The 26,413-nt window shown below is 63.2% G+C and carries 26 protein-coding genes; 8 read left to right on the plus strand and 18 right to left on the minus strand.

The genetic code is table 11. The annotated features are described in order from the left end of the window. Window positions 1–15 precede the first annotated feature (15 nt). Window positions 16–777, minus strand: a complete 762-nt coding sequence (locus tag KF886_14180) for a hypothetical protein (protein ID MBX3178505.1) — start codon at window positions 775–777, stop codon at window positions 16–18. 20 nt (window positions 778–797) lie between these two features. After that, entirely contained in the window at window positions 798–1,592 is a 795-nt protein-coding gene (locus KF886_14185; GenBank protein MBX3178506.1) for a hypothetical protein, read from the minus strand. A 609-nt stretch (window positions 1,593–2,201) separates the two neighbouring features. On the opposite strand from KF886_14185, the gene KF886_14190 reads away from it, so the two are divergent. Together KF886_14190 and KF886_14195 are read left to right on the plus strand one after the other, a co-directional pair. After that, the gene (locus KF886_14190; protein ID MBX3178507.1) at window positions 2,202–2,780 is read left to right on the plus strand and encodes a hypothetical protein; all 579 of its coding nucleotides are present in this window, start codon (window positions 2,202–2,204) and stop codon (window positions 2,778–2,780) included. Beyond that, a complete protein-coding gene (locus KF886_14195; GenBank protein ID MBX3178508.1) occupies window positions 2,777–3,685 on the plus strand; it encodes a hypothetical protein in 909 nt (302 codons plus the stop codon). The genes KF886_14190 and KF886_14195 overlap by 4 nt, the downstream gene beginning before the upstream one ends. A gap of 342 nt (window positions 3,686–4,027) precedes the next feature. Here KF886_14195 and KF886_14200 read toward each other — a convergent pair whose 3' ends face one another. Continuing rightward, window positions 4,028–5,710 (minus strand): divalent metal cation transporter, encoded by a 1,683-nt coding sequence (locus KF886_14200; GenBank protein ID MBX3178509.1) that lies wholly within the window; start codon window positions 5,708–5,710, stop codon window positions 4,028–4,030. Window positions 5,711–6,146: 436 nt separating this feature from the next. Here KF886_14200 and KF886_14205 point away from each other — a divergent pair, with 436 nt between their 5' ends. Then, the gene (locus KF886_14205; protein ID MBX3178510.1) at window positions 6,147–7,292 is read left to right on the plus strand and encodes an AAA family ATPase; all 1,146 of its coding nucleotides are present in this window, start codon (window positions 6,147–6,149) and stop codon (window positions 7,290–7,292) included. 459 nt (window positions 7,293–7,751) lie between these two features. Then, window positions 7,752–8,015 (plus strand): hypothetical protein, encoded by a 264-nt coding sequence (locus KF886_14210; GenBank protein ID MBX3178511.1) that lies wholly within the window; start codon window positions 7,752–7,754, stop codon window positions 8,013–8,015. Window positions 8,016–8,026: 11 nt separating this feature from the next. Here KF886_14210 and trpS read toward each other — a convergent pair whose 3' ends face one another. Both trpS and KF886_14220 read right to left on the minus strand, forming a co-directional pair. After that, window positions 8,027–9,088 carry a tryptophan--tRNA ligase gene (trpS, locus tag KF886_14215; protein MBX3178512.1) on the minus strand — a complete coding sequence of 354 codons (1,062 nt, stop codon included), beginning with the start codon at window positions 9,086–9,088 and terminating at the stop codon, window positions 8,027–8,029. Between the two features lie 197 nt (window positions 9,089–9,285). Then, on the minus strand, window positions 9,286–9,597 hold the full coding sequence (locus tag KF886_14220; protein MBX3178513.1) for a YhbY family RNA-binding protein: 312 nt from the start codon (window positions 9,595–9,597) through the stop codon (window positions 9,286–9,288). 135 nt (window positions 9,598–9,732) lie between these two features. Between KF886_14220 and KF886_14225 the strand changes: the two genes are divergently transcribed. Next, window positions 9,733–11,361, plus strand: coding sequence for a hypothetical protein (locus KF886_14225; protein MBX3178514.1), 1,629 nt, complete (start codon window positions 9,733–9,735; stop codon window positions 11,359–11,361). Between the two features lie 53 nt (window positions 11,362–11,414). Here the strand turns inward: KF886_14225 and KF886_14230 are convergent, their stop codons facing one another. Together KF886_14230 and KF886_14235 are read right to left on the minus strand one after the other, a co-directional pair. Then, window positions 11,415–11,819 (minus strand): type II toxin-antitoxin system VapC family toxin, encoded by a 405-nt coding sequence (locus KF886_14230; GenBank protein ID MBX3178515.1) that lies wholly within the window; start codon window positions 11,817–11,819, stop codon window positions 11,415–11,417. Then, entirely contained in the window at window positions 11,816–12,037 is a 222-nt protein-coding gene (locus KF886_14235; protein MBX3178516.1) for an AbrB/MazE/SpoVT family DNA-binding domain-containing protein, read from the minus strand. Before KF886_14235 ends, KF886_14230 begins: the two co-directional genes overlap by 4 nt. A 285-nt stretch (window positions 12,038–12,322) precedes the next feature. Between KF886_14235 and KF886_14240 the strand changes: the two genes are divergently transcribed. Then, window positions 12,323–13,729 carry a DUF839 domain-containing protein gene (locus KF886_14240; protein ID MBX3178517.1) on the plus strand — a complete coding sequence of 469 codons (1,407 nt, stop codon included), beginning with the start codon at window positions 12,323–12,325 and terminating at the stop codon, window positions 13,727–13,729. A gap of 415 nt (window positions 13,730–14,144) precedes the next feature. Here the strand turns inward: KF886_14240 and KF886_14245 are convergent, their stop codons facing one another. Together KF886_14245 and KF886_14250 are read right to left on the minus strand one after the other, a co-directional pair. After that, a complete protein-coding gene (locus KF886_14245) occupies window positions 14,145–14,768 on the minus strand; it encodes a hypothetical protein (protein ID MBX3178518.1) in 624 nt (207 codons plus the stop codon). Window positions 14,769–14,964: 196 nt separating this feature from the next. Further along, entirely contained in the window at window positions 14,965–15,873 is a 909-nt protein-coding gene (locus KF886_14250; GenBank protein MBX3178519.1) for a prolyl oligopeptidase family serine peptidase, read from the minus strand. A 147-nt stretch (window positions 15,874–16,020) separates the two neighbouring features. Here KF886_14250 and KF886_14255 point away from each other — a divergent pair, with 147 nt between their 5' ends. Further along, on the plus strand, window positions 16,021–18,336 hold the full coding sequence (locus KF886_14255) for a hypothetical protein (protein ID MBX3178520.1): 2,316 nt from the start codon (window positions 16,021–16,023) through the stop codon (window positions 18,334–18,336). An 83-nt stretch (window positions 18,337–18,419) separates the two neighbouring features. Beyond that, complete coding sequence (locus KF886_14260; protein MBX3178521.1) at window positions 18,420–19,022, plus strand: hypothetical protein; 603 nt, start codon at window positions 18,420–18,422, stop codon at window positions 19,020–19,022. 8 nt (window positions 19,023–19,030) lie between these two features. Here the strand turns inward: KF886_14260 and KF886_14265 are convergent, their stop codons facing one another. The 9 genes from KF886_14265 to KF886_14305 form a co-directional block, all read right to left on the minus strand. After that, window positions 19,031–19,978: a DMT family transporter gene (locus KF886_14265; GenBank protein MBX3178522.1), complete on the minus strand. Its 948-nt coding sequence runs from the start codon at window positions 19,976–19,978 to the stop codon at window positions 19,031–19,033. 94 nt (window positions 19,979–20,072) lie between these two features. After that, window positions 20,073–20,552 carry an AAC(3)-I family aminoglycoside N-acetyltransferase gene (locus KF886_14270; GenBank protein MBX3178523.1) on the minus strand — a complete coding sequence of 160 codons (480 nt, stop codon included), beginning with the start codon at window positions 20,550–20,552 and terminating at the stop codon, window positions 20,073–20,075. Between the two features lie 789 nt (window positions 20,553–21,341). After that, complete coding sequence (locus tag KF886_14275; GenBank protein ID MBX3178524.1) at window positions 21,342–21,833, minus strand: DUF3592 domain-containing protein; 492 nt, start codon at window positions 21,831–21,833, stop codon at window positions 21,342–21,344. A 216-nt stretch (window positions 21,834–22,049) separates the two neighbouring features. Further along, window positions 22,050–23,750, minus strand: coding sequence for a tetratricopeptide repeat protein (locus tag KF886_14280; GenBank protein MBX3178525.1), 1,701 nt, complete (start codon window positions 23,748–23,750; stop codon window positions 22,050–22,052). A gap of 36 nt (window positions 23,751–23,786) precedes the next feature. Continuing rightward, complete coding sequence (locus tag KF886_14285; protein MBX3178526.1) at window positions 23,787–24,395, minus strand: ribonuclease HII; 609 nt, start codon at window positions 24,393–24,395, stop codon at window positions 23,787–23,789. Between the two features lie 103 nt (window positions 24,396–24,498). Beyond that, window positions 24,499–24,870, minus strand: a complete 372-nt coding sequence (gene rplS / locus KF886_14290; GenBank protein MBX3178527.1) for a 50S ribosomal protein L19 — start codon at window positions 24,868–24,870, stop codon at window positions 24,499–24,501. Further along, window positions 24,806–25,618: a tRNA (guanosine(37)-N1)-methyltransferase TrmD gene (gene trmD / locus KF886_14295; GenBank protein MBX3178528.1), complete on the minus strand. Its 813-nt coding sequence runs from the start codon at window positions 25,616–25,618 to the stop codon at window positions 24,806–24,808. The genes rplS and trmD overlap by 65 nt, the downstream gene beginning before the upstream one ends. 21 nt (window positions 25,619–25,639) lie before the next feature. Continuing rightward, the gene (locus KF886_14300) at window positions 25,640–26,161 is read right to left on the minus strand and encodes a PRC-barrel domain-containing protein (GenBank protein MBX3178529.1); all 522 of its coding nucleotides are present in this window, start codon (window positions 26,159–26,161) and stop codon (window positions 25,640–25,642) included. A gap of 17 nt (window positions 26,162–26,178) precedes the next feature. After that, window positions 26,179–26,409 (minus strand): KH domain-containing protein, encoded by a 231-nt coding sequence (locus tag KF886_14305; protein ID MBX3178530.1) that lies wholly within the window; start codon window positions 26,407–26,409, stop codon window positions 26,179–26,181. Between the last annotated feature and the right edge of the window lie 4 nt (window positions 26,410–26,413).

The raw sequence follows: 26,413 nt of genomic DNA on the forward strand, positions 1-26,413 counted from the left end.
CACATCTTCTTAGAACTACTCGACAAGCCGCGTATCGTATGGTTCTGTTATCCCGGCGGCCAGATTCTGCGCCTTTCGCATATAGGAACTGATTGCCGTCAGCACGGGGGAGTCTTTCGGGTAGGCATCCAGTACCTCTTCCATGAAATCCAGCACTTCGGGTGACGCCGGCGCAGCGCCAAGGTAAGCGGAAACCGCCATCCGAGCCGCGAATTCCAAGTCGTGCGCTGATATCGGCGTACCCTCGGAAGTACGGAGGTAGGGGCACTTTTCCGGGAGCGCTGCCGCCGTGGCGCATTTCTTTAAGATTGCGATTTCGCGCTCGGTGGCGTCAAATGCGAGCTGTCTAAATACTCCCCAGATGATGGTACGTTCTACCTGGGTGAGATTTTCCGAGTACGGCAGTGAGAGAATCTGCTCACGCAGATCAGTCAGTTTCTGATTGTGCGGTTCGACCTTAAGTGCGCTTATGCCCGCCAGAACAAGCTGCCAATTGGGTTCGCCGTCCTTGAGATAAGGCTGAAGTATGGAAACTATTCCTTCCACTTCCCCCTCGGATCGTGGCACGGGTTCGAGCGTTCTTGGCGCGCCAAGCAGGCCCCCGCGACCGGCTACGGTCTGTTTAACAAGATTCTCTCGTTCTTCCGCCATTACCTGCAGTCTTTCGATGGCGGCCGCTTCTCCCTGAGTAGCGTAGGCGCTCGAGCTGAGTAGGACGGCGACCGTGATACACGGCAGAAGCGCGAAATACCTGGAGTCGAAGAATTGTAATAGCATACCTATACCTCCGTCTTAACTTACAGACTATTCACTCCGATTTCCTCTGGAATAGAACAGTCAGGCGGCGAATCGTATGGCTCTGTTATGCCGGCCGCCAGATCGTGCGCCTTTCGCATATTGCGATTAAGCATATCTAGTATGGGGGAGCCTTCCGGGTAGGCGTCCAGTACCTCTTCCATGAAATCCAGCACATTGGGTGACGCCGGGGCAACGCGAAGGTAATCTGAAACCGCCATGCGGGCCGTGAATTCCAGGTCGTGCGTTGATATCGGCGTATCCTCGGAAGTCCGGAGGTAGGGGCACTTCTCCGGGCTTGCCGCAGCCTTGGCGCAAGTCTTTAGGATTTCGATTTCGCGCTCGGTGGCGTCAAATGCAAGCTGTCTAAATACTCCCGGGATGATGATACGTTCTACCTGGGTGAGATTTTCCGAGTACGGCAGTAACAGAATCTGCTCGCGCAGATCGGTCAGTTCCTCGTTGTGCGGTTCAAGCTTAAGCGCTCTTATGCCCTCCAGAACAAGCTGCCAATTGGGTTCGCCGCCCTTCAGATAAGGCTGAAGAATGGATATTATTTCTTCTACTTCCCCCTCAGCGCGTGGCACGGGTTCAAGCGTTCTTAGCGCGCTTAGCAGGCCCCCGCGAGTGGCTACGGTCCGTTCAACAACACTCGCGCGCGCTTCCGCCATTACCTGCAGTCTTTCGATGGCGGCCGCTTCTCCCTGAGTAGCGTCGGCGCTCCAGCTGAGTAGGACGGCGACCGTGATACACGGCAGAAACATGAGATGTCTGGAGTCGAAGATTTGGAAGAACATACCTATACCTCCATCTTTTGTTTGGCTTAGGGATTTGCCATGGCCCCGTACGCGGAGGGCTGATTAGTTCCGGTGCAACCAGTGTTCGGATCAAGCGTGAGCGCTTTCTCCGAAACGTACGTGCGGCTCGCCCCATAGCTCATGAGATTTTTACGTATTCGTCGTCGGTATTGCTCAAATCAACGTAGCCCGGGCTCTGATTGTGCCCGAACTCATGGACAAGCGTATCGCCGCCCGTGTGTTCATAATGAACTAGCTTTGGTAAATCTGTCAAGGAAAGTATCCAGACGATTGAGGCATTTGCCGGGCTGTTCACCCTTCCCGCGCTCCGGCGCCATCCCTCCCGAGCGCCAGCCGCCTGCGGAGGACATGCGGAAAAGCGAACGTCGATTGGCATCGGAATGGGGCCGACCGCCCCGGAACGGAATCATGGACTCGCCCCCAGCGGAATCGGTGGCCGGCTCGACCGGAATACGCAGGAGCGCCTCCACAGCGGCGCCTCAAGGCCCTTCATGGAGCCGAAATCTGGTAGGATAGCGGTGAAGGTGATTTGTCGCCTTGGTGACGAGGTGCTGAAGGTGTTTCGGGTATGACGCAGAGGATTGAGACATGACCCAGATTCCCGCGTGGGATGCGGCGGGTATCATTCCGCCTGTTAGGCCCGGCGCAGTTGGACACAGCCTGGATCGTTCCCCCTACATCGCGGGCGCGCTGGACCTGGTCGCGCGCTTCGGAACGAGCCAGGAGCGCTGCGCGATCCTCGACGGCTGGTTGCGGTACCGGGAAGAGTTGTATAGCGCCGGGTTGGTGACAGGTTTTCAATGGCTGGACGGAAGTTTTGTGGAGGATAGTGAACAGTATGAAGACAGGGCGCCCGGCGATATTGATGTGGTGACCTTTTTTGAATTGCCGGCAGGAGTGGATCAGATTCAGTTCGACGGGCAGTATCCCGAGTTGTTTGACCCGGATGCGACCAAGGCGAAGTATTTGGTGGACGCTTATGGTATGGAACTCGGACTGCCGCTGGACACTGAACTCATTGCCGACGTTACGTATTGGTACAGCCTGTGGTCTCACAGGCGGCAGGATTGTCGCTGGAAAGGTTTTGTGCAAGTAGACCTCAATGCCCGGGCCGATGAGGTTGCCGCGGCAAATCTTGCCATAATTGCCAAGGAGTTGCAGCAATGAACCTGCAAGAACGAGCGCACCTCACCTCCGAAATCGCGATGCTGAATGATTTGCTAAGCAAAACGCCCAAGGAGCGTGTCATACATCGAAAGGGATTTGAAGCCCGGCTCCGCGCTGTACGTGAACTGTTGGATAGTGCCCCCGAGCAGACGGAGGCCCATTCGGGCAAAGTGCTCTTTCGCGGCGAACCAATCGTCGGAACGCACGGGATGTTTGCATCATTTGCGGGCAGGGCCGCGCATGCATTTTCCGAAGCCGTAGCGACGGTGACCGAAGGACTCGCGGGGACGCTGGGGAACATGGGGCCAATTGCGGGTGGCGACCGGAGCCGTCTCTTGATTACAGGGACTGCAACGGGTTCCTTCGGGTTCGCATTTGAAGTACCCGTTGAACCCACGTTGCCTGGGTACGATGGCCCCGGCAGCGTAGCCCTTGCTATACCGAAGATTCAGGATCTGTTTTCAGAGGCGTCTCAGGGAGAAGTCGAAAGCCTCGCCGACATAGTTGCCGATATTCACCCGCGTGCGGTGAGGAAAGTGAGAGAATTTCTGGATGTACTTGTCGAATATGGCGCCTGGTGCAGCCTGGAGTATCAAGATCGCCCCTTCGCATTTAAAGACGTTTCGGAGGTGCAGGAGACGTGTTTTCTGCTACGCGACGAGAATATGGCGGAGTCGGATACAACCGTTGTAGGCGTGATGGAGGGCATATTGCCCACCGCGCGGCAAATCGAGTTACGCGTGCCCGAAGAAGAAATCCTCCGGCTGCGAATTCGCCGGGAAATCAAGGATGTGGAAGCCCTTAAGGCTTTAATGGATAAGCGGATCAAGGTACAGCTTCATGTAACGCGATTGGCGAATCGAAAGCCACGATACGAGCTAACGGCTGTCCCTGAACTTGCATAGCAGAATGCGCGAAATCGCTGGCTATTCGAACTCTTGAATTTCCGCATCGCCTGACACCTTCAAAACCAGCCTCGCCCGCCTCACGAACGCCGCGCAGAAGGCGGTAAAGACCACAGCCTTTTATCTGCAATCGAACCCGGCGAATCCGGGCATGAAGCTGCATGAGCTGGAGAAGGCCAAGGACAAGCACTTCTGGTCGGTGCAGGCGGCCGGGGCAAGTCTCAGGCAAGAAACACCTGAGTCCCTGGGTCGCCGGTTTGATCGGAATGATCCAAGCTCCGTTTCGACGCCGGAAGCATCTCACGCCGCGTGCATCTTCCTCAATCGCGACTTTCCCTCTTCCTATGCGCCGGCCAGTCCCTTCTGCCTTTTCCGGAGTACGACGCCGAGGATGACCAGGCCGATCACGAGCGCGATGGCGATATGGCGCACGTAGATGCCGGTGCCGGGGATTTGCGCGTTGTCGTTCAGGATGGAAATGGCGGCGCCGGAAATTGCGAGCCCGATGGCGACGATCATGAGGAGATTCCACACGAGGCGCGCCGAGCCGGTGGGCATGTTTTCGCCGAGGAGGCGCCGGCTGTTCATCATGTAGAAGAAGGCGATGTAGGCGATGGGCAGGAGGGCCATACCAAACTTGCTCGTGGGTACGGCGAGGTAAAACTGGGCCTCTCCGGACCACAGGAACAGCGCGCCGAATGCGCCGGTGAGCCCGGGCAGCAGGCAGGCGAACCGGTAGAGCCGTCCCGTGAGGGGCTTGCCGGCCATTTCGCATACGGCGAAGCCGTTGATCAGCATGAGGATCACGATGGTGGAGATCGCCATGCCCGCGACGCCGATGCCGAAGAGGGCCTGCGCGTAGCGTTCGCCGGCGAGCCGTTCGAGGGCGTTGGCGAGATCGAATGCGTCTCGCCGGATGAGCGTGGCCGCGAGAATGCGGTCGGCCTCGGGCGCCTCTTCCAGCGCGAGCCCGCCGCCGCTGGCCGCGAGCATGTCGTTCAGGTTGCCCTCGTACGCCTCGACCAGCTTGGCGGGCAGATCGGGCCGGGATTCAACGGGGGTCTGGTGGTATTCGGCGAGGCCGGATTCGGGGACCGCGTGAAATTGGGAGGCGGCCGCGATCACCACGCAGCTGGTGGCCAGGAGGAAGGGGATGAAGAGGCTCGTGGCGAGATCGAACTTCACGAGCCCGCAGAATTCCTTGTCCCAGCCGCGTTTCATCATGGAATAGGGCAAGAGGAAGGTCATGTTGATGCCCACGGCGGTGGCGGCGGCGGCGACCATGCGATCCCGCTGCGCCGAGACGATCATTTCGTGCCAGTAGGCCGGGGCGAACGAGGCGTTCACCAGGGGCATCAGGGAATCCGCCGGCGCGAAGATGAGGCCGGGATTGGGGATGAATCCGGCGAAAATGCGCCCCCAGGGCAATCCGTCGGCGCTCAGCGTCAGCAGGAGGACCACCAGGAAGAAGCTGACGACCACCATGCCCACCATGAGTTTCAAGACGATGTCGAAGGCCTTGTAGGCCGTGCCGCTCTTGTCGTACAGCCAGACAATAACCGCCGCCGCGACCAACAACAGCACGGTGGCCACATAGTTGCCGCCGTTGAAGGTGAACAGCCCGAGATTCTGGCGCATCGCCGCGACGCCGAGCGAAAACTGGGGCATGGCCCAGACCAGGTTGGCCAGGAGCGTCGCGATGACCCAGCCCCACCCCAGCACCGGGCTGACGTGCGTATTCAGCGCGCGAAACGGCCGCTCGCCGGAACAAAGCGCGACCTGCGCGATGGCGCTGAGCATCACGATGCCAAAGAGCATCATCAGCGGTTGCAGCCACATCATTTCGTAGCCGCCGATGATGCCGAGATAGAGGCTGCCCGCGAGCGATCCGCCGCCCAGCGTGATGGCGCTCTGCAGCCAGCCGGGGCCCGAAAGCCTGAAATACAGCCCAAGCGTCGCGCGCGGGCCCGCCTTTCTTGCGGCAATAATCTTCTCGCGTGTTTCGGTGGCGTTATCCGTCGTCATGGGTAGTCATCCCGTGGAGATTAGGGGTTGGCGGCTTATACTCATAATAAATGCGTTGGGAGTTTAACAAATGCGGCGGCGTATGTCTAAGGCGGCGGGGTTTTGGACGGGGGCAATCGCGTTTAAACGTCCAACTCGAGCCGAGCGCCACATGAACCACCTTCAATGCTATAAAGGGCGCGTGTTGGAGCGCTGGCATTTCGCCTGCGGCGAATCTGGGACCTTGCCGGCACAGATGCCGGCGCTCCAAAACGCTCACTATCGTTGATTCAAGGTTCCAAATCGACTCAAGTTTACGCCCATATACCGAGATCGAGTTTAAATGCGATTGCCCTGGGTTTTGGGCGGGGGTGGGAACTCCGGGGGTTCGCTGGCGGCTTGATGGGGCCGCGATATGTGGCATAATAGGGGTCGGCCATGTGGGAAAGGTTCACCGATGCAAGTAACGAGGGTTCAAGTCAGCGGCTTCAAGTCTCTGGCGAATTTTGAACTGGAACTCGCGCCGTTTACGTGTCTAATCGGCATGAACGGCTGCGGAAAATCCACGGTGCTACAGTTTTTTGACTTTATTTCGCATGTACTTGCGGGCGACGTGGAGAAGTGGTTTGAAGCGCGGGAATGGGAGCCGGGAGACGTGGCAGGCCCGGGTTGTTCGGAAATTCAGTTCGAAATTCATTTTTCGGATGGCGCCAGTTGGTCTGGTGTTTACGCCGTTGAGCAACAGCGTTGCGTGGAAGAAAACATTGGAGCGGGTGCAATTTCCGGATCGTCGAAGAATTCATTCGCAACCCTGCCGCTCATAGAGGAAGGTGGAAAACTAGAGAATATTTCAGTGAGTACAAGACGCTTGGCCTACCGGGGTTCGGTGACGAATGCTTTTAAGGACGAGGGACTTGCGGAGGATATTCGCGTCCTGAAGCACTTCCTGAGAGCGACGAGGGTCTTTGATGCCCTCTCGCCTCAGAACCTGCGCCGCCGCGACCGACAGTCGCGGGACTCCATCGGACATGGTGGCGAACACCTGGCTACCTACCTGGATTCTCTTCCCAGAGGCGCATTGGAGGACATGGTTGCCGAGCTCAAGAATCTCTACCCACACCTGGAGAAACTGACAGTACAAAACCTTCCGGGCGGGTGGAAGGAACTACTGCTCCTGGAAGCCTATGACCCCGCATCGCATCTGCACACGCGTTCGCGCCACATTAATGATGGACTCTTGCGCTTCATTGCTATCCTTGCGGAGCTTCGTAGCCAGCACCGTTTCCTGTTATTCGACGAAATAGAGAATGGCATTAACGCCGAGTTCGTTGAAGGCCTGATCGGGCAACTTGTTTCCGCTCAACCGCAAGTCATGGTCACCACCCACAGCCCCATGATTCTGAACTATCTGGAGGACGAGATCGCCCGCAAGAGCGTTGTGTTCCTCTACAAGGGGCCCGACGGCGGCACCCGCGCCAAACGCTTCTTCGACATTCCATCCATCGGCCAGAAGCTCGAGGTCATGGGGCCGGGCGAGGCATTTGTTGATACCAATCTCGTGTCACTTGCAGAGGAACTGAACGCGGCGGTGGCGGGGGCGTAGATGCATTTTCTGTTCAGCGGTGAGGGGAGCACGGATTGCGGGGCATGTAGCGATATCGACCGGATTTGTACCGGAGATCGCTTCCAGCCCGGGCCGATGATGCTCCTCGCGAGCCAGATTGTTGAGCACTTGCATGCGTACTCCCCGCTTGATTCCGGGTGTTGCGGGCTCGTTTCGAGAACCGCCCTGAAAGCCGCCATCGGTGACCTCAAGGCGAGGCGAAGGAGCCCAAGTCTTCCGGGCCCGCACCGAACGAAGGGGACGCTTTACTTCCGGCGTTCGGCGCGGGCCCTGGCGCGGTTGTCGCGTGCGTGGGCGGGGGAGACGAATGAGGAGGTCGTGGCGATTCTCTTTCGCGACAATGATGATCATCAAGCCACCTCGGCAACCCTCTGGAGGGCAAGGAGAGACGCCACGAGGGCGGGGTTCGAAGAAGAGGGCTTCGCGCGCGGAGTCGCCATGATACCGCGGCCCACCTCCGAGGCCTGGCTCCTCTGCGCGCTCAAGGAGCAGCCCTACGAACGGTGTGAAGCGCTGGAGGAACGTTCCGGTAGCCCGAACGCACAACGCCCCTTGAAGAAGGAATTGGCAGACCGACTGGGAGCAACGCCCACACGCGAACTGCTGTGTATGCTTGTGATGGACGGAAGAGTCGACGCTGGCCGGATAGAAATGCCGTCTTTCACGGCGTTTCGAGAAGATCTGAAGACCGCGATTGCGTAAGATGTCCGCCCCTACGCCCGGTACAGGCTCCGCCCGATCCCCATGGCTTCGCGGCAGGCTTCGACCGTTTCCAGGGCGACTGGCGTCACCTTCTTTGCGTTTTCGCGGAGGAAATCCTCGATGAACGCGTCATTGTTGGCGGGGTCGTTGAACTTCTCGACGATGGGGGCGTTGAAGTTGTTGACGTGCTCGACGACGGCTTTCTTGAGGTTGCCGTAGAACTTGCCGCCCTGGCGGTACTGGTCGAGGAAGTCGAGGTAGACTTCCTCGGGGGCGACGAGGTTGAGGAGGCGGTAGAGGATGCTGAGGCCGCCGGGGAGCTTGTGGATGACCTGCTCGGGGTCGTTGCTCTCCGTGTCGAGGGGGAGGGGGTCGGTCGAGGTGACGACGGACATGATCTTCTTCTTCACCGCCGCGGGGTCGTCGAGGAGGTCGAGGGTGTTGTTGTCGCTCTTGCCCATTTTGGCGGAGCCGTCGAGGCCGGGCAGGCGCAGGGCGTCGCGCCCGACGGCCCGGGGGCGCTTGAGGGCTTCGCAGCCGAAGCGGGCGTTGAATTTCTCGGCGATGTCGCAGGCCATCTCCACGTGCTGGCGCTGGTCGTCGCCCACGGGGACCACGTCGGCCTTGACGATGAGGATGTCCGCCGCCATGAGGACGGGGTAGCCCAGGAGGCCGTAGGAAAGCGGGTTGCCGTCGATCTTCGGGTCGTCCTGGAGCTTGCTGAACTTGTCCTTGTAGGTGGTGCCGCGCTCGAGGTGGCCGATGTTGGTGATCATGCCCAGCAGCAGGGCGAGCTCGGCGGTGCAGGGGAGGTCGCTCTGGCGGTAGACCACGGATTTGGCCGGGTCGAGCCCGCAGGCAACGTAGGTGCGCAACATGTCGAGGGTGTTGCGGTAGATGGCGGTCTTCTCGGTGACCGTGGTGAGGGCGTGGTAGTCCGCAATGAAGTAGTAGCAGGTGGCGTCGGTCTGCTGGAGGCGCAGAAAGTGGTGGATGGCGCCGAAGTAATTGCCGTAGTGGAGGCGCCCGGTGGGGCGGATGCCGGAGAGGATGACTTCTTGCGGTGCGGACATGGAACGGCCTTATTCATGCTGGGGTTACGGGGGTATTGAGACCCCCTTAGGATACCGTATCGGGCGGGGCCGATTCCATGAATTGTGGCGGGTACAGGCACCCGCGAGAATTGGCTGGTCTCGGCGCTTTCGCGGCCGAGGTGGCATTTGTCGCGGGAGCCAGTCCCCTGGAAGTGTCCGCGCCCCTGAGGCGATTCTCAGGCCTTGCCCCGGGGGAGTTCGATTTTTCGCTTTTCTTCGTCGGGGTTCTGTTTGTAGAAGAGCGCAACGTGGCCGATCATGCCGGCGATGTGGCTGCCGGTCCGGCGTTCGATTTCCTCGGCGAGGGCGCGCTTTTCGTCCTTGAACTCGTTGAAGCGCACCTTGACGAGGTCGTGGGCTTCGAGGGCCTGGGTGACGGCGCGCACGAGCATGTCGGTGACGCCCTGCTTGCCGATAATGACAATGGGGTCGAGGTGGTGGCCGATCTGGCGGAGGTACTTGCGCTGGGTGCTGTTAAGCTGGGTCATGGTGCGTCTCGGGGATGTCATGTGGGGGTGGAAGGAAGTATAGCAGAAGGATGGGCGGACGGGCATCCCCAGCGCTCCCGGCGGCCGGCGGCGCCGTGCTACACTCCGGGACGTGCTCAACCCGGTGGAGGTCCCATGCGTTTCCTCGTATCCCTGCTTCTTGCCCTGGCGGCGGTGTTCCCCTGCGGCGCCGGAGCGTTGCCCGATTTCGGCGTGATCCTCAATGACGATGGCGACCTCTCTTTCACGAGCCTCGACCCGGCGGAGTCCGTGCGGAATCTGCTCGCGCAGGTGGACTCCCTGGCAGGGTCGCCGGTGAAGACCCTGGCGTGGAGCGTGGGCGCGGGATCGGAGATTCTGTACTACCCGACGGCGGTGGCGAATACGTGGGGCTGGCGGCCGATCCCGGAGAAGTACGAGGCGGAGTTCGGGTCCTGGGCGCACAAGGTCCAGGCGGGGATGGCGGCGGGCGTCGACCCCATTCGCATCGCGGGCGAGCGGGCGAAGGAACTGGGGATGTATTTTGTGCCCTCCTACCGGATGAACGACGATCACTTCATCTTTGACCCGGTGGACTACCCGCTCACGGGCAAATTCTGGCTGGATCACCACGAGACGATGAAAATCGGTGAATCGCCGCAGCCCGCCGACCCGCACTACGGGAATCTGCTCGATTTCACGCATCCGGAAGTGCGGCAATATCGGCTGGACGTTATTTTTGAAGTCATCGCGCGTTATGAGGACATCCTCGACGGTATCGAGCTCGATTTCAACCGGTTCCAGATGATTTTTCCGAAGGATAAGGGCTACGAGCGCGGGCATCTGGTCACCGAGCTGATCGCGAAGGTTCGCGCGCGGCTCGACGCGGCCGAGGCGCGCCAGGGGCGGGCATTGTATGTGTTCGTGCGCGTGCCGCCGAGCCTGGCCGATTGCCACCGGATGGGCTACCGCATCGAGGACTGGCTGGACCCGCGCATCGTGGATGTGGTGCTGCCGTCGCAATTGATGACCCTGGCGCACGACATGCCGGTGCGGGAACTGGTCGAGCTTTGTGCGCCGTCCGGCGCGCAGGTGTACCCGAGCCTCTACCCGCGCACGTCGTACATGTGGCCCTTCCTGGAAGCGCCCGAAGCGCAGGACTACGCCGGGCGCCCGTCCCGGCAGGTCACCCCGGCGCTGTGGCGCGGTGCGATGGCGAATTACCGGGACCAGGGCGCGGCGGGCGTTCAGCTGTTCAACTTCAATTTGCCCGCCGATGCCTGGACGCACGAGATACTGCGCGACAGCATGATCCTGCCGCCACTGCACTACGCTCCGCGCGCGGACGCGATCTATGCGATTACCCCGGGGTACTACCTGGACTACACCAACACGTACCAGTACAAAAAGCAGATTCCGGCGGTCATCCGGGAGGGGGAAGCCGCCGCCTTCACGCTCTACGTCGGGGAGGACTACGCCGATCCCGCGCGGCGCGCGGCGGTGGCGTGGGCGGCGCTGCGCCTGGGCTTCAAGAAACCGCTGCCCGCAAACGGCTGGCGCGTGGAAGTGCAAATGAACGGGATGCGGCTGCACGAGGGCGAGCCCGGCGCGCGCCTCGTGGAGACTTCCGGCGCGCTGGCGTATTTACAGCTCCAGATTCACGACATGGCGGTCATCTACCACCGGGAGAACACCGTGCGGGTGCTGCTGCACGGCATTCCCGAGACAAGCCTGGAGGAGGCGCTGGTCGGCGTGTTTTTTCGCGCGCATGATTTGAGTTTGTGACCGTTCCGCCTTGAAAGATCCGGTGCGTCAACTGGAAAAGCCACCCTGGCCGTTCATGATGGGGACACCACGGTAAGTTCCGCGAAATAGTCTCGATAGAATCCGTAATCCCGGGTAATGAGCCGGTCGCATTGTACCGCGGCGTGGCCCGCAACGAGAAAATCCGTGATAAGCCGTTGCCTTGAACCGCCCCGATCAATATAGCGTTTCCAATGCTGGCCGGCGACATGGGCGGCATCTCGATTCACGGGCGAGTAACCGATTCCGAGAATGCCCATGTTCTCGTCGAGCACTTCCCGGGAAGGGAACAGGGCCCCGAGTTCGGCCCAAACGACTTCGCAGGCGACAACCGGGCCATCATTGATGCACTCGCGAAGCAATCTCGCCGACGCTTCGCCATATACGGGGTCGATCTTGAAGACATCGACCAGTACATTTGTATCAACGGCGGAAATCATTTGGCGCCGCGAACATATGCCATGAGTTCGTCGGTAGAATGATCAGACTGAAGGCATCCCATCACGCGGCTCACGGGATCTTCGCAGACCGCCTTGATGGCCACCAGCTTGCCGTCCTCCTCGTGAAATTCGAGGACGGTCCGGGGAGTAATGCCGAGCTTCCGGCGCAATTCCTCCGGTATCCGCACGTCGCCAGATTCCGTTACGATCGCTTCCATGGGGGGCTCCTCTGTTTAAGGCCACGGTAACGCCATTATACACCACGTTACAGCGCGGGCGCGTGGCGGGCGCAATGTGGCGCGCCCTGTCCGCCGCCGGCAAGTTTCCGCCTCTTTGCCCGCGACCCAGCCATTATTCGAGCGCATCAAGGGGCCGGGTTGACCGGGCGCTTACGGAGCGTTAACATCGGCCTGACGCCAACGAAACGCAGCAGTGATAGCATAGGCGAGTCGCTCTGCCCGGTCGCGCCTCCGAGCCGGCCACAACAACAAGGAGTACCGCACGTGAAGTCACTACAAACGGGTTCCCGCCGGAGCTTTCTCAAACAGGCGGCCGCCGTCTCCCTGGGCTTTCAGGGCCTGGAAGCGCTCTTCCTCCGTACGGCCTTCGCGGGCGTTTCCGCCGCCGAGATCCCCGCGGGTTTCGGGCCGCTCGCCCGCGATCCGCACCGCATCATTGACCTGCCCGAAGGGTTCACCTACCGCGTGGTTTCTTGGGCGGGCGATCCCATGGACGACGGCCTCGTGGTTCCCGGCGCGCCGGACGGCATGGCGGCGTTCAGCGGACCCGATGGGCTTACCGTGCTGATCCGCAACCACGAGCTCTCGCCAGGGTCCGACGCCAGCGGCTTCGGCCGCCAGAATGAGCGTCTGCAGAAGATCGACGCCTCGCGGCTGTTCGATCCCGGATTCGGGGCGTCCCCGTCGGCCGGCGGCACGACTACCTTGCACTTCGATACCCGGACCGGCGAAGTGAAGCGGCAGTTCATGAGCCTGGCGGGCACCAGCCGCAACTGCGCCGGCGGCCCGACGCCGTGGGACAGCTGGCTGACCTGCGAGGAGACGGTGCAGCGCGCGGGCGATATCTGCGAGCAGGATCACGGGTGGGTCTTCGAGGTGCCCGCGGCCGCCGATGGCCTGGTGGAACCCGTGGCCCTGAAGGACATGGGCCGCTTCAACCACGAGGCCGTGGCGGTGGATCCGGAGAGCGGCTGCGTGTATCTGACGGAGGATCGCCACGACGGGTTATTCTATCGGTTTATTCCCAACGTCCCCGGCGAGTTGGCGCGTGGCGGGCGGCTACAGGCGCTGATTTTCCGGGATCGCCCCGGCGCGGACACCCGCAACTGGGACGAGGACGTTCAGGTGAAGACCGGCGAGCGGATTGCGGTTGCGTGGATGGATATCGAAGACACGTTTTCCGCCGAGGACGACATGCGCCTCAAGGGCTTTGAGGCCGGCGCGGCTCGGTTCGCGCGCGGCGAGGGCATGTGGTACGGCAACGGCTCAGTCTATTTCGCGTGCACCAATGGCGGCCCCATCAAGAAGGGCCAGATCTGGCGCTACTACCCAAGCCGCTTCGAGGGGACGCCCGAGGAAAAGGGGAAGCCCGGCGAACTCGAGCTGAGCGTCGAATCCCGCGATGCCGGGCTGATCGACAACGCCGACAACATCACCGTGAGCCCCTGGGGCGACCTGATCATCTGCGAGGACGGATCCGGCGAGCAGTTCCTGGTGGGCGTCACGCCGGAAGGCGGCATCTACAAGTTCGGGCGAAACGCCACCGCGCGCAATTCAGAGTTCGCGGGCGCGACCTTCAGCCCGGACGGAAGCACGCTCTTCGTGAATATCCAGGCCGATGGCATCACCCTGGCCATCACCGGCCCCTGGGGAAACCGGCGTAGCGCCTGAGCATTCGGCCATTCTTGAGACGGGAAAAAATAGAGGGTGCTGTTCTGGTATTACCGCGCCTCGATAGTGGGGAAGGTAGAAAAGCCTCGATTTTAGCAGTTCGCCGGAAATCCGTTATGATACGGGCTTTCAGCCCTGGCCGAAATCGTCGTCGTTTTTCCTGGGCCTCCGGCCCAGGCTGATATGATCGGGCGCCTTCGGCGCAGAAGAAATGGTATTCCGAAATTCAGGGCCGAAGGCCAGCTTCAAACCAGCCTGGGCCATCGGCCCAGGCAAAGGGATCCCAGCTGGTGATGAGGGCTGAAGGCCCGCTCCATAGCGCTCGTAATTCATCGGTAATATCAAAATGCACCAGAAATGAATCGGGCCGGTTCCGAAGCTGGAACCGGCCCGTTACCATTCGTTTGCGCGTGGCCTACTGCGCGTCCACCTTGCCAAGCAGGCCGATCGGATCCTTGTCCACGCCCTTCTTGCAGCCGTTGCAGCAGAGCTTCACCAGGCGGTTCGCCACGACGACCTCGGCCGGGCTGTCTCCCAGCGCTTCGCCGGAGACCGGGCAGGCGGTGAGCTTGTAATCCGCTTTCTGGGCCTCGATCACCTGCTGGTCGAGCTTCGCCATGAACGAGGCCGGATCCGCTTCCACCTTCGCCTGGCAGTTCTTGCAGCAGGTCTTGAAAAGGCGGTTGCCGGCGATGAACGAAACGCCGCCGTTCTTCAGCTCCGCGCCGGAATTGATGCAGGTCGTCGCGGGATAGTGCGCGTCCTGATCGGCGATGAGCTTCTCGTCGATCTTGGCATTCATTTCCTCCGCGTTCTCGCGGTACTTCTTCTCGCAGCCCGCGCAGCAAAGCCGCACTTCCCGGCCATCCTGAATGATCACCGGGGCTTCGCCCATGCTGCCGAGCTTCTCGCCCGACACCGGGCAGGTGTTCAGGGTGTAGGGATCGCCCACCCGCTCGGTCTTCTCTTCCTTGGCCGTCGCCACCATCGACAAGGCAATCGCGAGTCCACACACACCCAACGCCAATAGCTTTTTCATGGTCCTATATCCTCTCGGGGTTCATGGCAGGAGCGCCCGGCGAGACCCATCCCGCCTCCGGCTCACTGCTGCCTGCAAATCTACCAGTACGTATTACCATAGCAAGCCGCCGCGAAAAATGCACGCCTTTTTCAGCCGGCCCCACCCACTGTATTCGCCGGACCGGCTGGCTTGTGTAGGGAGCTGCGGGCGGCGGCTACCCCGCGAGCCGATCCGCGAACCACGCCGCCATCGCCCCGCATTCCTTCGCGATTCCGCGCCAGGGGTGCCCTTCGCCCCTGTGCGTGATCAGGGCCGCGTCCGCCCCGGCCTCCTTCAGCGACTTCACGAAGCGTTCCGACTGGCTGTAGGGGACCACGGCATCGTCCGTGGCGTGCGCGAGGAGAAAGGGGGGCGGGTCCTTGGGGATCTGATGCAGCGGAGAAATGGCGCGGGCCGCCTCCCGGATCTCCTTCTTCGTGTGCCCGTGTATCCCATCCTCAAAGAGCATGCGGGTGATTGGCAGCGCGGAGTCCCGCCCGAAATCGAAAGGCTGCCCGCCGTAATCCAGCAGATCCGTCGGGGGAAAGAAAAGCCCCACCGCGGCAACCCCCGTGCCATGCCGGTACCAGGGCAGCCGGGATTTTGGCTCCGGCGGCTGGGGGCTCAGGGCGGTGAGCGCGGCGATGTGCCCGCCGGCGGAGACGCCGAAGATGCCGAGGCGCGCCGGATCAATATTCCAGGCCCCGGCGTTCTCCCTGATATGCCGGATCGCCGCGTGCACGTGCGCGGCCATGCGCGCGGCCGTGAAGAGATGCGCGGATCCGGGCGCGACCGCGAATACCGTGAAGCCGGCGTCGCAAAACGCGTCGATGGCCCCAAGCCCGATGTGTTCGTTCAGGCGCGCGCGGTCCGCGTGCCAGGCGCCGGCGATCACGTCGACAATCGCCCGGCCATTGGCGTTCTCGGCGGGCTCAAACACGTCCATCACGAGGCCCGCGCCATCGGCCTCGGCATACACCACGTTGCAGTGCTGGACATAGTGGCCCTTCGAGCGCGGGCGCGCGCGGAAGGCGCCCCGCGGCCGGTGGACCTGTTCAAGGGGCTCTGGAATGGGATATTTCACGCGGCAATCCTCGCGGGAACGGGCGTCGGGCGGCCCCGCGGGGGAAACCCGCGGAAGGCGCGAGGGATAGCATTCAGAGGCCCTGGCCACCGCCCCGCCGCCGTAACAGTTTGTCCCGTGTGAAGCAGCTATCATACAATTTCAGCCATGCATTCCCAAACCCCACTGGCCCGCCGCGGATTTCTCGCCCTGATCGCCGTACTTGCCGCGGCCGCCGGGGCCGCCCTGCCCGCGCGCGCCGCCGACTATCCGCCGCTGCCGGTGGAGATCAGCCCGGACCACCCGCTCCTGCTCTTTCAGGCGCTGCCGGCCTTCCGCGGCGACCCAGCCGCGCAGCGCGACCACGTGCTTGGCGCGTGGGCGCAGATTCCGGCGTCGCTCGCCTCGAACGCGATGCTCAAAATCGACGCGCCGGGCGGCGGGAATGCGCTGAAGGCCCACTTCGAAACCGTCCTGGCGGCGCTCCAGGAGCAGCAGATCCCGGCGGTGATTCGCATCGCGGACAACCCGCAACTGGATCGCCTCGATCCCGCGCTTCTGGAGAGTATCCTGGCCGCGCATACGATGGTGAAGGGCGTGGAAGTGGCCGGGCTGGATTTCCGCTTCTACAGCTCGCCGAGAATGCAGGATGGGCAGACACCCGCCGTAATCGCATGGCTGGCCGAAGTCATCGAGACCGCCGCCCGCTACGGGCGCTTCGTGTACCTGCCCATGAACGAGGTACAGTGGGCGCGCCTGATGAGCAACACCGCCTGCGAGCCGCTTTACCGAAAGATCGCCGCGTGCAGCGACTATGTCATCCCCGCGTGCCTCACGCGCGGCGATCACCTGCTGAGCAACCAGGCCGCGGCGCTCGGGCTCTGGCTCGAAGGCGCGGTTTCCAACTGGGGCATCGCCGCCGACGCCCGGTGGTATACGGACGCGAACTACCTGGCGCCCGGCGAGTTTGGCGCCGCGCCGGGGCCCGAGCGGATTCCGCCGTCCGTCTATCGCGCGATGCTGCTGAACGGCGCGATGACCGGCGCCACGGTCTACTCCTTCGAACATGCGGAGGCCCTGTGGTACGGGCCCGCGCGACACCATTGGGACGAGAGTATCTTTCCGACCCTGCGCGAGATCATGGCGAAATCCGCGATCGCGCGGCGCAGGTCGGTGTCGGCACGCGCGCGCATCGCCCTCCAGCTGGCGCCCGCGCGCAACCCGGAGGATTTTCACCTGAATCTGAAGGATATCGACGCGGTGCTGAACGAAGGCAACCTGCTCCGGGGCTCCTACGGCCTGGAACGCCCGGGCCAGATAGCCGAACTTGTACCCAACCGGGGCGATTATTTCTGGATTCCCTTCCTTTCGCCCCACGCGCCCTCCGCCGCGCGGGAGACCTTCGCGAAAATTATTCCCGCGGGGAGCATTCCCACGGCCCCGGCGTGGATCGCCGCGCTGGAGCCCTTCCGCGAGCCGATCGGGCGCGGCTCGGCCTTCATGGCGCAATCCGGCTTCGGCATCTTCGTGATGAACACGCGCGAGAACGCCCGCGAGCCGCAGGACTACAGCGTCGCGCGCGTCCCCCGGCCCGTCCGCGGATTCAAGGCGGGCCGCGAAGGCGAATCGGTCGTGCTCACGTGGAATTTCCGGGAAAACGACCTCGGCTACCGGATCTACAAGCGCGTGCTGCCGGAAACACGCTTCACCCTGCTCGATACGCTGCCCTCGGATACCTACCGCTACACGGACACCGGCGTGGGCGCGGACCAGACGATCGCCTACGCGGTGACCGCGCAGACCATGGAGATGGAGGAGATTTCGGGCACGGTGGGTTATGGAGAGTACCGGCTCTACAGCACCACCGAAAGCCGCATTGCGGAGGAGGCGGTGCTGACGCCGCTGCTCGCCAACGCCGATAGCACGCCGGTCCGCGAATCAACGGCGGACGCGGCATCCGGAGCGCCCTGGTGGCCGCCCCCGCTCGATGGCGTTCCCGGGGACCACGTCGAGGCGGCGCGGGCCATCATCGCGCAGATCGAAAACTGGGATCGCGCCCTCCTCGAGCGCGACCTGAACGGCGTCATGGGCGCGTACGCCACCAGCTACGAGGATCCCCAGCGCTGGGATTTCGCCTATGTGCGCCGCGCCTACCAGCAGATGCTCGAGCGCTGGCGCCACATGCGCATGCACCGGCAGGTTCGGCGCTGGGATTTCTCCAACTACCTCGCCACGGGGCAGATCAACGTCCTGCTGTATGTCCGCCTGTCGGGCAACCTCCTGACCGACAGCTCCGGCCTCGTCGCCGATGTCCCCGTCAGCATACCCCGCACCGAGGACGCCGAGGTCTGGACGACCTGGAGCGACACCGAGGGCGTCTGGCGCATGATCCGCACGAACCCCGCGCTCCCGAACTTTCGCGAAGTGCTCAGCTTTGACGCCGGCCCCTACGACAACTTTCCGCTGGGACCCGACCAGTATTGAGCGGCAAGCGCGCGGGATTCCGGGGCCATCTCCCTGATACGATAGTCGTGCGGGCGCAAACAGGCCCGGATTCGAGGAGTGTTATGGACGAAAAGCGGGGTTCCGGCATCTGGCGCGCCGCCGCAATCGCGGTGGCCGTGTTTGTGGCCTGGCGCGTGTTCAGCCCATCGGCGACGCGCGACGAACAGCCCCGGGGCGATGTGCCGGGGAGCGGACCGGCGGCAGATCAACGGCCGGGCCTCCTGCGGATGCCGGCGGGGATGCGCGAATACGGCGCCCTGGACAAACACGGCGCGGAGGACCACCACTGGTACCTGCCGTACGCGGTGGTGAACGAGGACCAGGCGCTGGCCATGGCGGAGGCGCTGAAATCGGCCGCGGTCGCCGGCAATCCGCTGCCCGATAAGCTGCCCGTGCCCGAGGGCAGGGGCGCGGCGGAACGGGACATGCTCTTCCGCACGGAGCCCGGCGTCTGGCGCTTCTACACGACCGACATTAACAATCCCGAATCGGGCCTCAACGATTCGGACATCCCCTTGGTGATTACGCCGCCCGCGCCCGGCGCGCGGTCGTCCGAGGTCCTCTACCTGGACGGCCACCTGGAATCCGTGCCCTTGGGGCGCTTTCCCTTGAGCCAGCCCTTCCTCGACGCCCTCGCCGAGCTTGATCCGCCGCCGGCGCCGTAACCACGCGCCTACACCCGGCTGCCCGGGGGGGGGATGGCTTCGCGGGCGGCGGCCCCGGCGCGCCGCTGCGCCTGAATGACGAACCAGGCGCCGAGCGTGAGCACGCCCGCGCCCGCCCACTGGATCGCGTTCATCGATTCATCCGCCCAGAGCAGCACCGCCAGAAAATTGGTCACCGCGGGATTGATCAGCATCACGCTGATGCAGAACGCCGCGCCGAGATGCCGCTGCGCGTAGTGGTAGGCCGCGTGCGCGATAGCGATCGGCAGGATGGAGGAGAACGCCGCAATGCCCAGCATGCGCGGGCCCGCCGTAGCCACCGTCTCCGGGTCGCCGAACGCGAACATGTTGAACGCGAAAATGGCCGAGGTGTAGACCGCGACAGCCGTGAACATCGGGATCGGGTGCAGGTCGCGCACGATGTGCTTGCCCCAGACGGCGTACACCGACCAGCAGACGGAGGTGAAGAGGAGCAGCCAGACGGCCAGGTCGATCGCCGGAATGAGGCTCGCCGACGGGTCCTTCAGCAGCACGCCGCCGACCCCCAGAAAGCCGAGCAGGGTCCCGATGATGTAGCGCGGGCTTGTGATGACCGCGCGCTCCTCGTGGTAGAGCACGTAGCTCATGGCGATGATCATGAGCACCTGCGTCTTCGTGATGAGCTGGGCCGTGGTCGCCGTCGTGTGGTAGAGCGAGAAGGTCCACGTGGTCTGCATCGTCGCGTTGAGCAGGGCGAGGCCCAGTGTCGCACGCGGGCGGAGGAACGCGGCCAGCAGCTCGTCGCGAAACCAGATCAGCGAGAACGCGAGCAGCAGGATCGTCGCAAATCCATAGCGCAGGAAGGCCTGGGTCCACGGATCGTAGGCGTCCGCGATATACCGCATGAATATCGGGGATATGGCCCAGCCCGCTGTCGCGGCGGCAAGGGCGATATAGGCCGAGGCGGGGGACTTCATGCGCGGATCGTTCCGGAGGGGGTTGAAAGCGGGGGCCAGCAATGCGGGGAAGGCCCCTATTATGCCGGGACGGCCCCCCGCGGCACAAGGCGCGTCAGCCCGCCTCCCCCGGTTTCGGGACGCTGATATCGAAGTGGAGCACGTCCTCGCGCGCGCCGAGCTTCGTATACAGCGCGATCGCGGGGTCGTCGCCGCGGTCCGCCTGCACGAAGATGACCCAGGCCCCCCGCGCGGCGGCGATGTCCCGCAGCGCGTTGATCAGGGCCGTGGCGATGCCCCGGCGGCGGTGCGTTGCGGCCACCGCGAGGTCGTAGATATAGATCTCGCTCCGCGCCTGCTCAAACTTCGGAAGCTCATAGGCCGCCAGCGCGCCGACCACCCGATCGCCATCCAGCGCGGCGAGCGCGATGAAAAACTCACTGCCGAGGAGGCGCGCCATATACGCCGGGCCGGGGCGCGCGTCGCCGTAGGTGTCGGGCTCGTCGAAGGCCTCGCCAAACAGGTCGAGGGACGCGTTCATCAGGTTCAGGTCGTCGGGGGTGAGCTGGCGGATTTCGATGGGCTGGGCGGACATGGGGCGTTCTATCTCTCCTGGTTTTATGGCGCGTTGTGTTCAAGAAATCCGGTATCCACCAAGCTGGGGGAGAACGCGCCGGCCTGTTTAGATTCAAGAGGGTAGATTGTACGGTACCGTTTACCGATTGCGGGCAAAGGGTTGTGCCGTGAGAGCGGCACGGTACGCATTACCACGGAGGACCGTGGTAACGAGGGAATTTCGTGGTCGGAATTCTTTTCTTGCCCACGGATTACACCGATGAAACGGATTGACGCGATGCTCGAACCAGATGAGACCGAACAAGTCACCTTGGAAACAGCACGCAGCCGCCTGCAGGCCTCAACGACCGAAATCATTTTCTATCCGTGTCATCCGTGTCATCCGTGGTCAAAAACCCTGATCGCAGCCAGCCACTGCTCCCGGGTGCATTCGTGTCCATTGGTGTTCATTCGTGGTTAAGAATGCGCTCTCGATCATCCACCCGATCCATCCGCGTACCAGGAATCACCCTTTGCGCTCTCTGCGCTCTCTGCGTTCTCTGCGGTCAAGACTTCGTCTCTCTTTCTCTTCGTGACCTTCCTCTTCGTGATCTTCGCGCCCTTCGTGGTGAGCATTTCTTTGGTTGCGGCGAGAGGCTGCCCTGTGTAATCCGTGGTCAAAAATCCCGATCGCGCCCAGCGGCTGCGCCCGGTGCGTTCGTGTGCGTTGGTGGTCATTCGTGGTCAAGAACGCGCCCCCGTTCAACCGCCCCAATCCATCTGCGTGCAAGAAATCACCCTATGCGCTCTCCGCGTCATTTCGCGGCAATCAGGTAATGGCCTTCCAGCGCGGATACACGGCGTACGCGTACCACACGACGGCGGCGGACAGCGCTATCGAGAGCCGCAGCCACCAGGCCGGGGCGATGTTGCCCGGCGTGTGCAGCGTGCTGCGGTCGGGCTTCATGGGATCATAGAACACCGACACGCGGTACCCCGGCTGCACGCGGTGCACCTCCGCGGGCGGCAGCGCGTTGGCGCTGTGCGCCAGGGGCCACTCCCCGTCCCACGTGCCGGCCAGATCGCGGCCCTGCGCGCTGTAGCGGTAGCTCACCTGCATCCGGAACGGGCGCCCGTCCGCGGTGCTCGCATTCTGGTAGGTGTAGACGTGGGTCACGTCCCCGATGGTTCGCTGCCAGTCCGTTCCCGGTTCGGCCAGCGGCCCCGCCAGCATCGCGCCTGCCGCCGCCAGCGCCAGCAGGAACAACACCCCATCGGCCGGCCCCAAACGCCGCCGGATCTTGTGCCGGTGAAAGCCCATAGCAGTATCCTCTTGCGCCGTATCGGGTAGTGTAGCACGAAAAGCGGCGTTTGAGAATACCCCCTTTCACGTTGCGGGACGGAATCAACGGATTTCGAACAAGAGCGACCGCTTCACGCGAGCATACTGCGCAAAAGGCAAAAAATGCCGCGCGAACCCCGCCGGTTTCGCGGCCAGGGAAGTCGCCGGCACCGTTCCCCCGCGCCGCCCCCCGGCTCAGGGCTGGTGCCGGTCCAATTTCTCCTGAAGCCCCGGCATTTTCGGGTCCAGGCGAAGCGCGCGCCGCCACTCGCCGAGCGCGGCCTCGACATCGCCCCGCAGCAGGTAGGCGTCCCCCAAGTGATCGCGGAGGATCGCGTCATCCTTGTCCATGCCATAGATCGCCCGCTGGATGTGATCGACAGCCTCCTCGGCGCGCCCCTGCTTGTAGAAGGCCCAGCCGAGACTGTCCAGGTAGTAGGGGTTTTCCGGATCCGCGGCCAGCGCGCGGTTCAGCAGGTCGATGGCCTGGTCCAGCTTCACGCCCTCCTCGGCATACAGATAGGCCAGGAAATTCAGGATGTCGGGCTCGTCGGGGCTGAATTCGAGGTACGCCTTCAGGTGGCGCTCGGTTTCCTCGAAGTGATCCAGTTCCTCGTGGCAGATGGCCAGGTAGTAGTGCACCCACTTGTCGGGCGTGAAGTTCGCCAGCACATGGTCCAGCACCGGCACGGCGTCCGCGTGGTTTTCCATCGCCATCAGCGTCCGCGCGCGGATTATGTGCAGCACCCGCGAATTCGCCCTCTCCGCCAGCTTCGAGACCGCGTCATAGATCCATTGCCCCGTGTCCTGCTGTCCGAAAAGGTAAATCAGATTGTTCAGGTAGACGCCGCATTCCGTGTCCAGATCCCCTTCCGTGCTCTCGATGGACTTTTCCAGCAGTTCCGGAAATTCGCCGCGCTCGGCCTGGGCGATAGCCCGGAAGAGCATCTCGAAATAGGGCGCGCCCTCCGGCGGCGAAAGGGCCGCCACCTCGTCGAAGCGTTTCGCGCGCAAATGCAGGTACATGGAGGCGATGTGGTGTTGCGGCTGCACCTGGTTGGAGCTCAGTATCCGCTGGAAGAGCGCAATGGCCTGCTCGAAGCGCCCCGCCCGCGCCTGCGCCCCGGCGAGATTGTCCACCGCGTCCATGTCGTTCGGGCGTTCCTGCATGTACGCGCGCAACTGCGCGATGCACTCCTCGATCTGGTTCGCCTCCAGATGGACCACGCCGAGCAGATAACGCGCCCGCACAAGGCGCGGATTCAACTCGATGGTCTTGCGGAGCGCCTCAATGGCGCCCTCTTTGTCGTTGATCCGGATCAGGACGAGCGCCAGCTGGTAGTAGAGCCCCGCCGACTCCGGGCTCAGTTCGATCAGCCGCTCGTAGACACCCACGGCCGCCGTAAGGTCGTTTCGCGACTCCTGCAAGTCCACCAGGGCGCCGTAGCCCATGACATTGTCCGGCTCCAGGCGAATGGCGGTGTTGAAGGCCTCCATCGCGTCGTCGAGCCGTCCGAGCTGGTGGTAGATCTGGCCCAGCACGATATGGAGCACCGCCTGATCCGGACGCTGCGCCACCGCCTTCTCGCATACTTTCAGCGCTTCGTCGTACTTCTCTTCCCGGAGGTAGCCGCGGATCAGCTGCTCCATCGGCGTGACCGCGCCCGGATCCAACTCGGGAACCCGGGCCATCTCCTCAATGGATTCCGCCTCCTTGCCCTGGCCCGCGTAGATAATGGCCGACAGGTAGTGCGCTATGGCCCGCGCCTTTTCGTTCGGCGCTTCGGATTGACGCCAGTGCGGCGCGGTTTCGAAGCCCGCGGCCGGGGTCGCCGAGCAACCGCATAACGCCAGGACCAGCAGGGCCCAGGTGGTGGATTGAAACGTATTGCGCATCGTCATCTGCTTCCTTGGCAGGGCCGGAAATTCTCGTTAGAACAGCGCTCCGGTCTCCGGCGGATTCCGGAACGGGGCAAAGCTCAGCCGGTGTATCGGGCAGGGCCCGTGCGCCGCGATCGCCGCCAGGTGCTCGCGGGTGCCGTAGCCCTTGTGCCGGGCGAACCCATACTCCGGATACGCCTCGTCATACGCCAGCATCAGCCGGTCGCGCGTCACCTTCGCGATCACGCTCGCGGCCGCTATGGACTGGGAGCGGCTGTCCCCTTTGATGATCCGGCGCTGCGGAACCGCCACGCCGGGCACGGAATAGCCGTCGATCAGCAGGAAATCCGGTGGGGGTTCAAGCTGCCGCACGGCCTGCGCCATGGCCGCATAGTTCGCCCGCTGGATGCCGAGCCGGTCGATCTCCGGGGCGGAGATGATCGCCGTCCCTATACTGTGTTCACCGTCCGCGAGACATTCATAAAACGCCTCGCGCTGCAAGTATGTTAGCTTCTTCGAGTCATTAATTCCAGTCACGGGCGCCGCCAGCACCACCGCCGCCGCGACAATAGGCCCCGCGAGCGGCCCGCGGCCGGCCTCGTCAACCCCGGCCACCCGAACAAATCCCAGCGCCGCCGCCTCGCCCTCGAATTCTAGCATGATCTCGGCGGCCACATCCGCGCCTCCCCGCCCCGGCGATAAACGGAAAAAGCGGGCGGGCCAATCGGGGCCCGCCCGCAAGTCTCATCAACTGGGGACGCTATCACGCCTGCGGCGCGGTGCTGCGCTGCTTCGCCTTCACGCGGGCCGCCTTGCCCACGCGCTCGCGCAGGTAGTAGAGCTTCGCGCGCCGGACCTCGCCCTCGCGGGTAACTTCCACCTTCTCCACGCGGGGGGAGTGCAGCGGGAACACGCGCTCGACGCCCTCGCTGAAGGCGACGCGGCGCACGGTGAAGGTCGCCGTGGGGCCTTCGCCGTTCTTCCGGCAAATCACCACGCCCTCAAACACCTGGATGCGCTCTTTTTCGCCTTCCACAATCCGGAAGTGGACACGAACGGTGTCGCCCACGTTAAACTTCGGGATGTCCGCCGCGGCTTTCATCTGCTTCTGGCCGATCTGATCCAACAGGCTCATGGTATTTCTCCCTCTCCGAAATCGGAGTCTCGTGCTCGATTTCGGCGAGCAGTTCTTTATCTTCAGCGGTCAACTCTATCAATAAATCCGGGCGCCGGTCCCGGGTCGCCCGGAGGGCTTCCCGCCTGCGCCAGCGGCGTATCGCGGCATGATTGCCCTCCCGCAGCACCGGGGGGACCGCCATGTCGCGAAACACCGGCGGCCGCGTGTACTGCGGCGGGCCCAGAATGCCCTGGTAAAACGAATCCGTCTCCACCGACTCCCAGTCGCCGATCACGCCCGGAATCATCCGGCTGATCGCCTCCACCAGCACCAGCGCCGGCAGCTCGCCGCCGCTGAGCACATAGTCGCCGATCGAGATTTCCTCGGTCACCAGGTCCTGGGAAACGCGCTCGTCCACGCCCTCGTAGCGCGCGCACAGCAGCACCAGGTCGGGTTCCCGCGCCAGTTCGCGCACCCGCGCCTGGGTCAGCGGCGCGCCGCGCGGCGACAGCAGGATCACGCGCTCCAGCGAATTCTTCAGCCTTAAACTTTCCACCGCCGCATAAATCGGCTCACACTTCATCACCATGCCGGCGCCGCCCCCGTAGGGGCTGTCGTCGACCGTGTTGTGACGGTCGGCCGCAAAGTCGCGGATATTCGTAAGCGCGACGTCCAGCAGACCCTCCGCCACCGCCTTGCCCAGAAGGCTCGTCTGCAACGGGCCCGCGAGCATCTCCGGGAAGAGCGTAAGGATATCAATCCGCATCCTGGTTCAGCTCCCGGAGCCTCAGGCATCCACCATAAACGGCGTCACATCGCCAACCTCTATCCGGCGGGCCTCGCGGTCCACGCCGAGAATCACCTCGCCGATCGCGGGCAGCAGGCAACGTGTTCCATCGGGCCGCGCCACCGCAAAGGCGTCGTTCGCCGGCCCTTCATACACCTCGCAGACGGCGCCGATTACCGACCCGTCCGCCGCCACCACCGCCATGCCCAGCAGATCCTGGATCCGCCAGGCGCCCGCCGATCGCACCGGTATGTCGTCCGGCGCCAGCAGCGCCTCCGCGCCGCGCAACCCGGCGACCGCGTCGCGCGGGAGACCGGCGCCGAGCACCACCACCATCACCGCGCCCTCGCCGCGCACGCGCTCCACCTTGCAGCGCAACACCGGCGCGGGATCGCGCGCGAAGCCGATCCACGACGGCGAACCCAGCGCGCCCGAGTAGGGCGCGCGCACCTCGACGCGCACTTCGCGCGCCCGGGGGTTGACCGACCGGACCCGGCCTATGCCTATCCACGCGCCAGCCATACCGCCCTCGCGCGCCGTTACTCGACGATCTCCAGATTGGCGTACACGTTGGACTTGGCCGCCGCCGAGCTCACCAGCGTGCGGATAGCCTTGGCGGTCCGGCCATTACGGCCGATAATGCGGCCCATGTCCTCCGGGTTCACCTGGAGCTCGTAGTTCTGGCCTTCTTCGCCTTCGATGAGGCGCACCTGGACATCCTCCGGGTGGTCCACCATCTTTCTCGCGATGAATTCGATGAGTTCTTTCACGGAG

Source organism: Candidatus Hydrogenedentota bacterium (genome assembly GCA_019637335.1).
In the GTDB taxonomy this organism is placed as follows: Bacteria; Hydrogenedentota; Hydrogenedentia; order Hydrogenedentales; family JAEUWI01; genus JAEUWI01.